14 protein-coding genes are annotated in these 12518 nt (G+C 73.0%); 9 read left to right on the plus strand and 5 right to left on the minus strand.

Annotation, left to right across the window (positions count from 1 at the left end; translation table 11 throughout):
* Positions 1 to 8 precede the first annotated feature (8 nt).
* Genes CRYAR_RS25240 through CRYAR_RS25250 form a run of 3 tightly spaced genes read left to right on the plus strand, consistent with a single transcriptional unit; the run spans position 9 to position 2292 of the window.
* On the plus strand, positions 9 to 551 hold the full coding sequence (locus tag CRYAR_RS25240; RefSeq protein ID WP_035855617.1) for a TetR/AcrR family transcriptional regulator: 543 nt from the start codon (positions 9 to 11) through the stop codon (positions 549 to 551).
* Entirely contained in the window at positions 548 to 1726 is a 1179-nt protein-coding gene (gene pabB / locus CRYAR_RS25245; protein ID WP_063725761.1) for an aminodeoxychorismate synthase component I, read from the plus strand. The genes CRYAR_RS25240 and pabB overlap by 4 nt, the downstream gene beginning before the upstream one ends.
* Positions 1723 to 2292 carry a DUF6518 family protein gene (locus CRYAR_RS25250; RefSeq protein ID WP_035855621.1) on the plus strand — a complete coding sequence of 190 codons (570 nt, stop codon included), beginning with the start codon at positions 1723 to 1725 and terminating at the stop codon, positions 2290 to 2292. Before pabB ends, CRYAR_RS25250 begins: the two co-directional genes overlap by 4 nt.
* Here CRYAR_RS25250 and CRYAR_RS25255 read toward each other — a convergent pair.
* Together CRYAR_RS25255 and CRYAR_RS25260 are read right to left on the minus strand one after the other, a co-directional pair.
* On the minus strand, positions 2282 to 2605 hold the full coding sequence (locus CRYAR_RS25255) for an STAS domain-containing protein (RefSeq protein ID WP_035855622.1): 324 nt from the start codon (positions 2603 to 2605) through the stop codon (positions 2282 to 2284). The genes CRYAR_RS25250 and CRYAR_RS25255 overlap by 11 nt on opposite strands.
* Positions 2606 to 2757: 152 nt before the next feature.
* Positions 2758 to 3168: a hypothetical protein gene (locus tag CRYAR_RS25260; protein ID WP_063725934.1), complete on the minus strand. Its 411-nt coding sequence runs from the start codon at positions 3166 to 3168 to the stop codon at positions 2758 to 2760.
* 73 nt (positions 3169 to 3241) lie between these two features.
* Between CRYAR_RS25260 and CRYAR_RS25265 the strand changes: the two genes are divergently transcribed.
* Positions 3242 to 4297, plus strand: coding sequence for a sensor histidine kinase (locus CRYAR_RS25265; RefSeq protein WP_035855623.1), 1056 nt, complete (start codon positions 3242 to 3244; stop codon positions 4295 to 4297).
* On the plus strand, positions 4294 to 4944 hold the full coding sequence (locus tag CRYAR_RS25270) for a response regulator (protein ID WP_035855624.1): 651 nt from the start codon (positions 4294 to 4296) through the stop codon (positions 4942 to 4944). The genes CRYAR_RS25265 and CRYAR_RS25270 overlap by 4 nt, the downstream gene beginning before the upstream one ends.
* Before the next feature lie 174 nt (positions 4945 to 5118).
* On the opposite strand, the gene CRYAR_RS25275 is transcribed toward CRYAR_RS25270, so the two are convergent.
* Positions 5119 to 5982, minus strand: a complete 864-nt coding sequence (locus tag CRYAR_RS25275) for a TIGR03564 family F420-dependent LLM class oxidoreductase (RefSeq protein WP_035855625.1) — start codon at positions 5980 to 5982, stop codon at positions 5119 to 5121.
* An 82-nt stretch (positions 5983 to 6064) separates the two neighbouring features.
* Here CRYAR_RS25275 and CRYAR_RS25280 point away from each other — a divergent pair, with 82 nt between their 5' ends.
* Both CRYAR_RS25280 and CRYAR_RS25285 read left to right on the plus strand, forming a co-directional pair.
* On the plus strand, positions 6065 to 6913 hold the full coding sequence (locus tag CRYAR_RS25280) for a LysR family transcriptional regulator (protein WP_035855626.1): 849 nt from the start codon (positions 6065 to 6067) through the stop codon (positions 6911 to 6913).
* A gap of 145 nt (positions 6914 to 7058) precedes the next feature.
* Entirely contained in the window at positions 7059 to 8564 is a 1506-nt protein-coding gene (locus tag CRYAR_RS25285; protein WP_157018045.1) for an AbfB domain-containing protein, read from the plus strand.
* Here the strand turns inward: CRYAR_RS25285 and CRYAR_RS25290 are convergent.
* Positions 8561 to 9046 carry an LURP-one-related/scramblase family protein gene (locus tag CRYAR_RS25290; RefSeq protein WP_035855627.1) on the minus strand — a complete coding sequence of 162 codons (486 nt, stop codon included), beginning with the start codon at positions 9044 to 9046 and terminating at the stop codon, positions 8561 to 8563. The genes CRYAR_RS25285 and CRYAR_RS25290 overlap by 4 nt on opposite strands.
* Positions 9047 to 9177: 131 nt before the next feature.
* On the opposite strand from CRYAR_RS25290, the gene CRYAR_RS25295 reads away from it, so the two are divergent.
* Positions 9178 to 9585: a DUF6069 family protein gene (locus tag CRYAR_RS25295; protein WP_035855630.1), complete on the plus strand. Its 408-nt coding sequence runs from the start codon at positions 9178 to 9180 to the stop codon at positions 9583 to 9585.
* Positions 9586 to 9638: 53 nt separating this feature from the next.
* Complete coding sequence (locus tag CRYAR_RS44635; protein WP_063725762.1) at positions 9639 to 11006, plus strand: toll/interleukin-1 receptor domain-containing protein; 1368 nt, start codon at positions 9639 to 9641, stop codon at positions 11004 to 11006.
* Positions 11007 to 11140: 134 nt separating this feature from the next.
* On the opposite strand, the gene CRYAR_RS25305 is transcribed toward CRYAR_RS44635, so the two are convergent.
* On the minus strand, positions 11141 to 12367 hold the full coding sequence (locus tag CRYAR_RS25305) for a cytochrome P450 (protein WP_035855631.1): 1227 nt from the start codon (positions 12365 to 12367) through the stop codon (positions 11141 to 11143).
* Positions 12368 to 12518: the final 151 nt, after the last annotated feature.

Genomic DNA, 12518 nt, shown 5'->3' on the forward strand with positions numbered 1-12518 from the left:
GAGGGGTTGTGCGCACACCGCGTGGCAAGTGGATCGAGGCCGGCCTGCAGGCGCTGGCCACCGGCGGCCCCGACGCCGTCCGGGTGGAGGCGCTGGCCAAACAGCTCGGCGTCACCAAGGGCGGTTTCTACGGGTACTTCGCCGACCGCGACGCCCTGCTCGGGGAGATGCTCGACACCTGGGAACGGGAGAGCACCGACGACGTTCTGGCCCGGGTCGAGCGTGAGGGCGGCGACGCACGCACCCGGATCACCCGGGCCGGTCTGCTCACCTTCTCCGGGAACCGTCTCCTGCCGATCGACCTGGCCGTCCGTGACTGGGCCCGGCGCGACCCGGCCGTGGCCGAGCGGCTGCGCCGGGTCGACAACCGGCGTTTCGCTCTGCTGCGCGAGGTGATCAGCGGCTCCGGCGCCGACGCCGACGAGGTGGAGGCCCGCAGCATGCTCGCGTTCTGCCTGGCGATCGGCGGGCACTTCCTGGTGGCCGACCACGGCGGCCGGTCCCGGGCCGAGGTGGTGGCCCGGGCCGCCGACCTGATCTTCGAGCGATGATCCGCCTGGACGACCTGCGCACCGGCCGGACACTCGGCTTTCCCGACGTCACGACCGTGATCGAGGCCCGGTCGACGGCCGAGGTCGAGCCGGCGCTGGAAGCCGTGCAGGACGCGGCCGACGCCGGGCAGTGGGCCGTCGGCTACGTCGCGTACGAGGCCGCGAGCGCGTTCGATCCGGCGCTGCGCACGCGGCCGCCGACACCGGGCCTGCCGCTGGTGTGGTTCGGGATCGCGGCCGGCCCCCGGCCGGTCGCGGCGCTCGAGCCCGCGCCGTACACCACGAGCGAATGGGCCGACGGCTGGACCTACGCCGAGTACCACGACGCGTTCACCGCGGTCCGGGCCGCGATCGCCGCCGGCGACACCTACCAGTGCAACCTCACCACCCGGCTGACCAGCCGGTTCGACGGTGACCCGACCGGCTTCCACGCCGACGTCGCGGCCGCGCAGCGCGGTGCCTACCACGCCTACCTCGACCTCGGCGACCACGTGGTGGCCAGCGCCAGCCCGGAGTTGTTCTTCCGCCTCGACGGCGAGGACCTGCTGCTGCGACCGATGAAGGGCACCGCACCGCGGGGAACGGAGCCGGCCGAGGACGCCGCGCTGGCCGAGGCCCTGCGCACCAGCACGAAGGAGCGCGCGGAGAACGTCATGATCGTCGACCTCCTGCGTAACGACGCCGCGCGGATCGCCCGCACCGGCACCGTCGACGTCCCCGCGCTCTGCCGGATCGAGCACTACCCCACCGTCCACCAGCTCACCTCGGACGTGACCGCGCGGCTGCGTCCCGGCGTCGGGCTCGTCGACGTCTTCCGGGCGCTGTTTCCCTGCGGTTCGGTCACCGGCGCACCGAAGGCGAGCACGATGGCGCTGATCGCGGACCTGGAGAGTGATCCGCGCGGGGTGTACTGCGGTGCGATCGGCGTCGTGGCTCCGGGGCGGCGCGCGCAGTTCTCGGTCGCGATCCGCACGGCGGTGATCGACCGGCGCACCGGCCTGGCCACCTACGGCGTCGGCAGCGGTGTGACCTGGCCGTCGGTCGCGGCGGACGAGTACGCGGAGCTGCACGCCAAAGCGGCGGTGCTCCCCCACCACATCAGTCGCACGACAGACGCCGGACACCTCGTCCGACCGATGCGTCGGCACCGGGGTGGCGTCATCGTGGAGGCGTGACCATCCTGCTCGCACCGGTGGCCGGTGTCCTGCTCGGCGCCCTGGACTTCCTCTGGATCAAGTACGTGCCGTTCCCGTTCGGCGGGCTCGGCAACTCCAGCGCGGTCTGGGCCGTCGCGGCGTTCCTGTTCGCGTACCGGCGCCGGTCGCTCGTCGGGTCGGTCGTGCTGCTCGTCGTCGCGGTGCCCAGCTACTACCTGGCGGCGACGGTGGTGCAGGGGGACGACCTCGCCAACGTCTGGAGCCCCGCCTGGACGCTGTTCGCGGTGATCGCGGGGTGCGTGTTCGGCGCCGCCGGGGTGCTCACCCGGCGCACCGACCGGTGGTCGGTCGTCGCGCTCGCGGTGCCGGTCGCGGTGCTGTTCGCGGAGGCGGCGCTCCACCTGGCGCGTCCCTCGTCGGACTCCGGCGACGTGCGGCACGCGGCGCTGGTGACCGCGCTCGGTGTCCTGCTACCGCTGGCGGTCGGAACGACCTACGCGCGGCGGGCGGCGGCTGTCGGGCTCGCGGTCCCGATCGCGGCCGCGGGTTACGGCTTGTTCCGGCTGGCCGGGTTCATGTGGTGATCCCGACCCGGAACGTGTCGGTGAGGCCCAGCCCGGCCAGCACCCGGCGTACCGGCGCCGACGGCGCTTCGACGAGCAGCGACAACATGTCGAGGTCGGCCATCTTGCGCAGGCGCACCAGGAAGGCGGCGCCCTCGGCCGAGAAGAACGACACTCCGGAGAGGTCGGCGTGGATCGTGTGCGGCCGGAGCGTGGACGTGGCCCGCACGGCGTCCGCGAGGTCGTCGCGCGAGCCGAGGTCGATCGCTCCGGTGAGCGTGATGCGGAGATCACCCGGAGGCTGTGGTCGTACCGTGCACGTGTAGTGCGACATGGGAAACTTCTTCCAGCTCGGGGGGACGGGTCGCCCTGGTGCATTCGGCAGGCGTCTGCGTCGTGCGCCCCGGTCACCAACCCGAAGCCGGACCTACCTCTCCAGCCTGCGCGTTGGCCGTGAATATCGCAACTCGGGTGACCTGGGAATTCTCAATAACGAAAGGCTCGGCGGACGATCGGAGCCCAGCCCGACGGATGGGAATAGCGTCCGAATCGCCGGAGCATCAGCACGATCATCGCCACCATCATCAGGACGTGCCCGGCGGTGTACACGACGTCCGCGGCGACCAGGCCGAACCCGTACGGCGCGAGCAGCAGCAGGAACGGCGCGACCATCACCGCCGACATCTCGCCGATCATCCGGGCGTCGTGGCCACGCACCGCCATCCAGGCGCCCATCCCGACCGTCATGTCGAACGCCATCGTGAGCACCATCCCCACCGTGCTCCCGGTGAGCCCGACCACACTCCACAGCGGCCCGAGCAGCATCATCCCGGCGATCATCGCGACCACCATCTCGACCAGGTGCAACAACCAGTGACCCGCGCGTCGAATCGTCATGACGACGAGGATGCGGCGCCGGAAGGTCACTCCACCCGTGCCGAAGGTCACGGCCGGGGTCATGATGTGACGGGTGAACCGCATCCTGTGGCTGGTGACCGCCGCCGCGTACGGCGTCCTGCTGCTCGGTGCCGCCGGGTGGCCGACCGCGCTGCTCGGGGCCCTGTTCGCCGTCTCGACGGTGCTCGGCACGCTGGTCCTCCCGGGCCGGTCCCTCCCCTGGCGCGGCGTGTTCGTGGTGGTGCAGCTCGGGCTCGGGTACCTGGTCTTCGCATCGGCCGGCGCGTCCGCCGGGGCGACGTTGCTGCTGATCGTCCTGGTCGTGCAGGCGGGGCTGCTGCTCCCGCTGGCCGGTGCGCTCGCGGTCGCGGTCGTCATCCCGTTCGCGCACCTCGGGATGGAGTGGCGCGACACGGTGCGCGAAGGGCTCGGCACGCTCACCGCGACGCTGCTCGCCGTCGCCGTCACCTGGCTGCTGCGGCGGGAGCGGGAGACCCGCCGCGCGCTCGTCGCGCAGGCCGAGGAACTGGCCACCACGCAGGAGCGCAACCGAGTCGCCCGCGACATCCACGATGGACTCGGGCACTATCTGACCGTGCTCCAGATGCAGGTCCGTGCGGGCCGGGCCCTGCTGCCCTCCGACGCCGCGCGCGCCGACGCCGTCCTCGGCCAGGCCGAGGAGCAGGCGCGGGAGGCGCTGGGCGAGGTACGCCGATCGGTCGCGGCGCTCCGCGAACCGCGGGTCGCGCTGGCCGCGCGGCTGGAGCGGCTCGGTGCCGCGGTGGACGTGGACGGTGTCGTCCGCGCGCTGGCCCCCGACGTCGAGGAGGCGTTGTTCCGCGCGGCGCAGGAGGGACTGACCAACGCACGCAAACACGCGCGGGCGACGTCGGTGTCGATCGTGCTCGCCTACACCGACGGTGAGGTGCGCCTCGCGGTCCGCGACGACGGCGTCGGCACCGCGACGCCGGTGTCCGGTGGCGTCGGCACCGCGGCCGGTGGCTCCGGCGTCGCGGGGGGTTTCGGGCTGGTCGGGGTGGGTGAGCGGATGGCCGCGCTGGGCGGGACGCTCACGCTGGAGTCCTCGCCCGGTGCGGGCACCACGCTCACCGTGAGCGCACCGGCGTGATCCGCGTCCTGCTCGTCGACGACCAGCGGCTCTTCCGCGAAGCGCTGGCGATGCTCCTGTCCGTGCACGACGACATCGAGGTCGTCGGCGGGGCCGGCGACGGGGCCGAGGCCGTGGAGCTGGCCGCGCGGCTCGACCCCGACGTCGTCCTGATGGACCTGCGGATGCCGGGCACGGACGGGGTCACCGCCACCCGGCGGCTGCGCGCCGAGCGGCCGCGCACCCAGGTCATCGCGCTGACCACGTTCGACGACGACACCGACGTGTTCGCCGCGATCCGCGCCGGCGCGATCGGCTACCTGCTCAAGGACGCGTCCTCGGAGCGGCTGGTCGAGGCGGTCCGGGCGGCCGCACGGGGCGAGTCCCCGCTGGAGCCCGCGGTGGCCGCGAAGCTCGTGGCGCGCTTCGCGCAGCTGGCCGACGAGCCCGGCCGGTCGCGTCCGCAGCCGCTGGTCACGCCGCTGACCGACCGGGAGCTCGACGTCGTCCGCCTGCTCGCCGACGGCCGGAGCAACCGCGAGATCGCCGCGGCGCTGTTCCTCGCCGAGGGCACGGTCAAGAACCACGTGACCGGCGCGCTGGCCAAACTCGGCGCCCGCGACCGGACCCAGGCGGCCCTCAAGGCACGCGACCTGGGTCTCCTCTGAGCTCCCGAGGAGCCCACCGTGGGCGTAATAAGCCGGTGCGGCGCATGGTCGGTATCCCCCAGGTGTCGGTTGCGGTGACAGCACACACGTCGGCGGGCCGGGTTGCCCGGTCCGCACCGGGCCGGGAGCAGCGCGGTTGCGCCGGACGGCCGCCCGGATTCCGCAACTCCGCGGTCACCGGGAGGCCGTCACCACGTCCAGGATCCGCGCGCGCTCGTCGGCCGCACCGAACGGCATCAGGACGACGTCGGTCGCGCCGGCGTCGCGGAACCGGTCGAGCTCGGCGGCGACGACCGACTCGTCCCCGACGATCACGGTGTCAGCGATGCCGCTGATCCCGAAGCGCCGGAGCGAGTCCCGGTAGGCCGGCAGGTCACCGGCGAAGCCGAACTCGCGGGTGATCCGCTCCCGGGCCGCGTCCGGGTCGTCGCTGAGCACGACGCCGACGCCGGCCACCACGCGCGCGCCCGGCGCCACGGCCGGAACGATCCACGAGCCCACCACCTCCGGCGTGACCCAGGTCAGCACCACCCCGTCGGCCCGCTCCCGGGCCAGCTCGAGCATCTTCGGGCCGAGCGCGGACATCAGCACCGGCGGTGCCGGCGCGGACACGGTGAGCGCGGCGTCCACCGTGTAGAACTCGCCGGTGTGCGTCACCGCCTCCCCGCGCAGCAGGGGCCGGAGCACCGACAGGTACTCCCGCGTGTGGCGCAGCGGCGAGGTGTACGGGATCCCGAGCATCCGTTCGACGAACCAGGCGTGGCTCGGCCCGATCCCCAGCGTCAGCCCGCCCTGTGCGGCCTGCAGCGTCAGCGCCTCGGAGGCGAGCGTGACCGGGTGCCGCGGGTAGGTCGCGACGATCGCGGTGCCGATCTCCGGCGGACGCTCGTCCAGCCCGGCGAGCAGCGCCAGCGGGTCCCAGCCGCCGGGCAGCTGATTGGTCCAGAAGCTGTCCAGCCCGCGCCGGGCGGCGTCGGCGGCGGCCGCGACGACGTCGGCGGGTGAGGTGGTGACGGCCAGGGCGGTTCCGATACGCATGCCTCCATCCCAGTCGCCGGTGAAACCGTGAACCAGACGCACTTCGCTCGGGCAGCGATCACTTTTTGTGATAGAGAGAAACGTGGAACTCAGGGCGCTGCGGTACTTCGTGACGGTCGCCGAGGAGCTGCACTTCGGCCGGGCGGCCGAGCGGCTGCACATCGTCCAGCCCGCGGTGAGCCAGCAGATCAGCCGGCTCGAGCGCGAGCTCGGCGTCCGGTTGCTCGACCGCTCGTCCCGTCGGGTGCGGCTGACGCCGGCCGGTGAGCGCGTGCTCGGCGCCGCCCGCGACACCCTCGCCGCCGCGGCCCGGGTGCGCGTGGTGGCGGGCGAGGAGGCCGCCGCGCTGCGGGTCGGGGTCGCGTCGTGCGTCACCGAGCGGCTCGACCGCGCGCTCACCCGGCTGCAGGGCGGCGACCGTCCGGCCGAGCCCGTGCTCGTCGACCTGCCGGTGGCGGCGCGGCTCGACGCGGTCCGCGACGGCGAGCTCGACCTGGCCCTGGTGCGCGGCCCGGTGACCGCCCCGAACCTGACCGTGCTCCGGGCCTGGTCGGAGCCACTGCACGCGGTGGTCGCGCGGACCCATCCCGCGGCCGGGAAACCCGCGATCGGGCTCGACGACCTAGACCCGGCCGGTCTCCGGCTGCCCTCCCGCGAGACCGACCCCGGCGTGCACGACGCGATCGTCGCGGCGCTGCCCGGCGCGCCGCCCCGCCCGGCCGCCGGAAACCTGGTCAACGTGCTGTTCGAGGTGGGCAACGACCCGCGGGGCTGGAGCCTGCTGCCGGCCGAGCAGGTGGCCGGAGCCAGCGTCGACCGGCTGCGCACGATCCCGCTCGACCCACCGGTGCTCGTCGACGGCTACGTCGTGACGTCACCGGCGACCCCGTCGTCATGCGTCGAGTCGTTCGTCGCCGCGTTCGCCGACTAGCGCGTCGGCCTCCCGTATTTCAGTCCAAATCGGACCGCGTCCGAATGAAATGCGCCGAACGAGTTGGCGTGCAGAGGCCCAACCGGTTTAGTAGTCGGCACAGTCTGGTGTGACTAATGAGCCACATGGTGCTCCGCGCGGTGAGGTGACCGAGAACGTGTCGACGGCACTGCCGAGTACGGCAATGGTGCGCGCTGCTCAGGACGGCGATCTCCAAGCCGTCCGGACGCTCGTCTCCGACCACCTGCCGTTGCTGTACACGCTCGTGCTCCGGGCCGCGGGCCCGTCCGTCGACGTCGACGACGTGATGGTCCGCACGGTGTCGCTCGTCGCCGCGGGCATGCCCGGCCTGGCCGAGCCGGACGCGTTCCGCCCGTGGCTGATGGGCACCGCGCTGCGGTTCCTCTGGACGGCGGAGCAGACGGCCAACCGGGCCCGCCCGTGCGGGGCCGACTGGCCCCCGGTCGCCGCCAGCGACCCGTCCGACCAGCGCGAAGAGGCGAACAACGCGGTGCGGTGGCTCGCCCCCGACGACCGTGAACTGCTCTCGATGTGGTGGCTGGAGGCCTCCGGCGAGGTCACCCGGGACGAGGTCGTCGCGGCCTGCGGGCTGACGCCCACGGTCGCGGAGAACCGGCTGCGCCAGATCGAGGCACGCTTCGAGGACGCCCGCACCGCGATCCGGACGCTCGGCGCGTCGCCGCCGTGCGCGCCGCTGACGAACCTGCTGCAGCACTGGGACCGCCGCCCGTCCGACCGCCAGCGCCGGCAGATCGCGCGGCACGCCACCGACTGCCCGACCTGCTCCGGGCGGGCCGCCGACCTCATCCCGGCCGACCGGCTGCTGCGCGGAACACCGCTGATCGCGCTCCCGCACGCGCTGCGCGAGTCGTTGCTGGCCCGCTGCGAGCAGGCCCCCGACCCGGCCGACGGGTCGGGTTCGACGGCGATCGTGGAGCGTGTGCGCCGGACCGCCGCGAACCCCTGCGTGGGGAACATGGCCCGGATCGTCGCGGTGACTATCGCGGTCGTCCTGCTGATCATCTCGCTGGCGACGTACGCCGACAGCCGGAAGTCACGGCCGGTGACGACCGGGGTGCGCAACAGCCCGTCGGCCTCCGCGGCCGCGTTACCGTCGGGCTCCGCGTCGGCCCGGCCCTCCACGATCGTCTCGTCGGCGCTCGGCACGCCCTCCCCCACCGGGGCCCGGACGGGTGAGCTGATCGGTCGCCGGGCCCTGCGGTCGGCCGCGACCCCCGACCGGTACGTCCAGGTCGTCAACGACGTCGCGTTCGTGCTGCCGGTGACGCCGACCAGCCCGGTCGCGCTCCGCCAGAGTTCGACGTTCGAGCTGGTGACCGGCCTGGCCGACGCCGAGTGCCGGTCGTTCCGGGTGGCGTCGGGCCAGTACCTGCGTCACTTCCGCTTCCGGGTGCGGGTCGACCCGGACGACAAGTCCGCCCTGTTCCGCAAGGACACCACGTTCTGCCCCCGCCCCGGTGCGACGCCGGGCTCGGTGTCGTTCCAGTCGATCAACTACCCCGACCAGTACCTGCACGTACGCGGGGACGAGCTGTGGATCGACAAGTCCGACGGCACCGCGGCGTTCCTGAAGACGTCGTCGTTCGACGTCGTCGGAGGCTGGGCCTAGTCGTTGTCCTTGCGGGCGAGTGCGAGTTCCAGCGCGAGCACGCCGGCGAGGATCAGCAGGTCGTTCTCCCCCGCGACGATGTCGACGGCGTACGTGTCGCGGACCCGGAACCACTTCTTCGAGACCGCCGCGACGTGGCGCCCGCCCCGCTCGACGCGGAACTCGTGGTCGATCAGGTCGCCCTTCATCTCCAGGTCGTCGGGCCCGGGCACGTCGATCGTGAACTTCTCGCGGAACGGCGTGAAGAGCTTCTTCTTCACTTCCGCGGCCTTCTCCCCGCCGATGGTGATCTCGTAGGTGGGCCGCAGCGAGATCAGGTGCCGATGGACCGAGGCCAGCTCCTGGCCGTCCAGGTTCTCGATGATCAGCCGGTTGCGCAGGCTGAGCACCTTCCCGTCGACGTGCAGGAGCTTGGTGCCGTGTTCGTCGGTGATGTCGTAGTCGTCGCCGATGTCGAAGAACCGCTCCTTGATCAAGTACATGGCTCGATTGTCGTCCCTCCCCGCCACCGTCAGAGTGGCGGGAAATTTTTTCCACCCAGGTGTCGTAGTGGGCCCGGCGGCTTCGTAGCCCGGATGAGAGACCGGAAACCACAGCTCATCGGAGGCTCGCCATGACCACCACCGCCCTCACCCCGGCCGGCACCTCGACCCGCGCCCTGCTCGTCGCCAGCCTCGCGGCCACCGTCGCCGCCGCCGCGGCCACCTCGGCCGTCGCGGCGGCAGGCCAGGCGGCGGGCATCAGCCTGGACGTCTCCGGCGCGCCGATCCCGGTCGGCGGCTTCGCCACCCTGACCGCGTTCTTCTCGATCGTCGGCCTGGTCCTGGCCGCGGTGATCGGGCGTTTCGCGTCGCACCCCCGCCGGGTGTTCGTGCGCACGACGGTGGCGCTGACCGTGCTGTCCCTGGTCCCCGACCTCCTGGCCGACGCGACCACCGGCACCAAGCTCCTCCTGATGACCACCCACCTGGTCGCCGCCGCGATCGTCATCCCGGTCGTCGCGCGCCGCCTGCGCGCCTGAACCACCGCGCCGAATCCGCTGCGACCGGCGCCCGCGCTTGCGAGTATTCGTCGATGCAGAACGGCGGCAAGCGCTGGGACGTGTTCGTCTCCTACACCCACGCGGACCGGGCCTGGGCCGAATGGGTCGCGTGGGTGCTGCAGGAGAGCGGCCGGACGGTGCTGTTCGACAAGTGGCACATCGTCCCCGGCATGCGGTGGGTCGCGCACATGGCGGAGGGCATCCGCACCGCGGAGCGGACGGTCGCGGTGTACTCCGAGGCCTACCTGGAGTCCGAGCACGGCGCGACCGAGACCGAGGGCGCCTACCTCCGGGACGCGCGCGGGGCCGACCGCCGCCTGATCCCGGTACGCATCGAGGACTGTCCCCGGCGGGGCATCTTCGACGGCATCGTCGGGATCGACCTGTTCGACCGCGTCACCGAGGCCGATGCCCGGCGCGCTCTGCTCGACGGCGTCCGGGCGGCCGAGCAGGGCACCGCTCCGCCGCCGCGTCGGCCCGGCTGGCCCGGACGGGACGCGCCGGACGTTCGCCCGGCCTTCCCGCCGCGAGGCCCCGCCGAGCGCCTCACCGAGGCGGCGTTCCTCGATCGCGTCCGCTCCGGCGAGTACCCGGACGGCTACGCCGACGCGCTGGGCGCACTGTTCGGGGAACTCCGGGAGCTGGGGCTGACGTTCGAGTGGGGCACGGCCGGAGCAAGCGTGCGGCTCCGGTTCGCGGGGCGCTCCCAGCCGGTCTCCGTGGGGTGGATCTTCACCCGGACGCCCGGGTGGTACGGCCTGCGTGACCTGACGCTGGGCTTCGACCCCGCGACCGCCGCCTCGTTCGCGCGGGCCCGCCCGGCGCTGGAGGCCTACCGGACGGCGGTGTCCGGGGTGGAGGGGGCCGTCCGCGTCCCGAAGCTCGAGGCGTACCGGTTCGCGCCGGCGGTCGTCGTCGCCGAGCGGAGCGCGATCGTCGGAGCCGCGCGGAGCTTGTGCGCGGCGGTGGGCACGCGCGGCCCGGCGACTCCGGTGAGCCCGGCGGGCCCGGTGAGCGGCAGCGCCGTCTTCGAGGACGCGATCGGGTCGGCGCCGGTCGATCGGCAGCAGGAGCTCCACCGGCTGCTCGCGTGGGCCCGGGATCTGGAGCGCGAAGGGCTGGCCGAGCTGTCGACCTCCACCGGCCGCGATCGCTGGGTGCTGCGGATCCACGTCCCGGGCCGGGGACGCGGCCTGGTGGTGCTGTGGAACGAACGGGGGCCCTCGCTCTCGCCGTACCGATCGGTGTTCGCGGACCTGGCCCCGGGCGCGCTCGCGCGACTCGACGAGCGCCGGCCGGGCGAGGTCCGCCAGGGCTCCCCGCTCACCAACCCCGTCGACGACGGCACCCTCGACCTGCTCCGCACCGCCTACCGCGAGGCGAGCGGCTCCTCCGCCTAGAGAAGGCCGAGCGACACCGCCGGCCCGGAGCGCAGCACACGCCCCGGGCCGTGCCCTGTCAGGGACCGTCGGGGCCCTGTCGCCACCCGGGAAGGCCTCCGCAAGGGTGTCGGAGGCCTTCCCCGGACGGTCTCCTACCAGGTCGCTTCGAGTACCAGCGGCCCGCGCACGTTCAACGACCTGCGCACGTCGACGTGCTGGTCCTCCACCAGGCGCAGACCGGGCAGCCGCTCGACCAGGGTCTGGAGCGCGACCCTCATCTGCAGCCGGGCCGACGCCGCGCCCACGCACGTGTGGACGCCCGCTCCGAACGCGAAGTGGCGGCTCGGCTTGCGGGTCACGTCGAAGCGCTCAGGATCCGGGTAGCGCTCCTCGTCGCGGTTGGCCGACGCGAAGAGCAGCATCACGTCCGCGCCGTCGGGGAGGTCGACGCCGCCGACCGTGGCCGGGCGGGTGGTGAGGCGGAACTGCGCCGGGATCGGAGGTTCGAAGCGCAGCGCCTCCTCCACCGCGTACGGCACCAGGTCGGGCTGCCGCTGCAACAACTCCCACTGGTCGGGGTGCGCGAGCAGCAGCGCGAGGGCGCTGCCGATGCCGTCGGCGGTGGTGATGTGCGCGGCCCCGAACGTGCTGGCGAACGTCGCCACCAGCTGGGCCTCGTCCTCGAACGACAGCGGCCCGTCCCCGGGGTAGAGCGCGGCGGCGACGTCGCTGATCAGGTCACCGGTCGGCTCGGCGTGCCGGGAGCGGGCGTACTCGGCCAGCCGGTGCTGGAACGCGACGACGTGGCGCGCGACCTCGACCTCCTCCGCTTCGGTCTGGTCGGGCGTCGCCAGCGCGAACAGCGACCGGCTGCCGACGTCGGCCAGGGCGACGTCGTCCGGCGCGAAGCCGAACAGGTCACCCGCGGTCTCGAGCGGCAGTGGAGCCGCGTAGCTCGAGATCAGGTCGACGGTGGAGCCGAACGAGTCGATGTGGGCCTCGGCGCGTTTGCGGATCGCGGGTTCGCTGCCCTTCACGCGGCCGGGGGTCGTCATGTGCTTGCTGTAGGGCACGCGCAGACGGCGGTGGGCCTCGCCGTCGGACGTGACGTGGTCGGGGCGCTGCGGGTAACCGGTCATCAGGACCTCGATCGAGGCCGGATACGGCGACCGCAGCGGCCGCAGGCTGTTGACCGAGGAGAACCCCTCCGGGTCTTTGATGATCGCGTCGACGTCGGCGAACCGCGTGACGACCCAGGCGTCGAGGCGCGGGGCGAAGAAGATCGGCTCTTCGCGTCGCGCCCGGGCGTAGCTGGGATAGGGATCTGCGTAATCCGCCCCTAACGGATCGAAGCTCTCGGCGAGCTCGCTGACGGTCAACTCTGCTCCTCTGACGGTGTATCTGTAATGACGCGCGTCGTACCTCATGAGCATGGCCCGACCCCTCCACAATGGGCAAACGCGCCGGGATCAGCTGTCTCCTCTCGCCACCGACGCCCCCTCCGACACGGCGCGGACCCCACGAACGTTC

The sequence above is a fragment of the Cryptosporangium arvum DSM 44712 genome (genome assembly GCF_000585375.1).
Classification (GTDB): Bacteria; Actinomycetota; Actinomycetes; order Mycobacteriales; family Cryptosporangiaceae; genus Cryptosporangium; species Cryptosporangium arvum.

What these genes read in the sequence shown, in the direction of transcription:
- CRYAR_RS25290 (WP_035855627.1), bottom strand. Translation starts at nt 9,046, where the DNA reads ATGTACTTGATCAAGGAGCGGTTCTTCGACATCGGCGACGACTACGAC.
- CRYAR_RS25255 (WP_035855622.1), bottom strand. Translation starts at nt 2,605, where the DNA reads ATGTCGCACTACACGTGCACGGTACGACCACAGCCTCCGGGTGATCTC.
- pabB (WP_063725761.1), top strand. Translation starts at nt 548, where the DNA reads ATGATCCGCCTGGACGACCTGCGCACCGGCCGGACACTCGGCTTTCCC.
- CRYAR_RS25275 (WP_035855625.1), bottom strand. Translation starts at nt 5,982, where the DNA reads ATGCGTATCGGAACCGCCCTGGCCGTCACCACCTCACCCGCCGACGTC.
- CRYAR_RS44635 (WP_063725762.1), top strand. Translation starts at nt 9,639, where the DNA reads ATGCAGAACGGCGGCAAGCGCTGGGACGTGTTCGTCTCCTACACCCAC.
- CRYAR_RS25260 (WP_063725934.1), bottom strand. Translation starts at nt 3,168, where the DNA reads ATGACGATTCGACGCGCGGGTCACTGGTTGTTGCACCTGGTCGAGATG.
- CRYAR_RS25295 (WP_035855630.1), top strand. Translation starts at nt 9,178, where the DNA reads ATGACCACCACCGCCCTCACCCCGGCCGGCACCTCGACCCGCGCCCTG.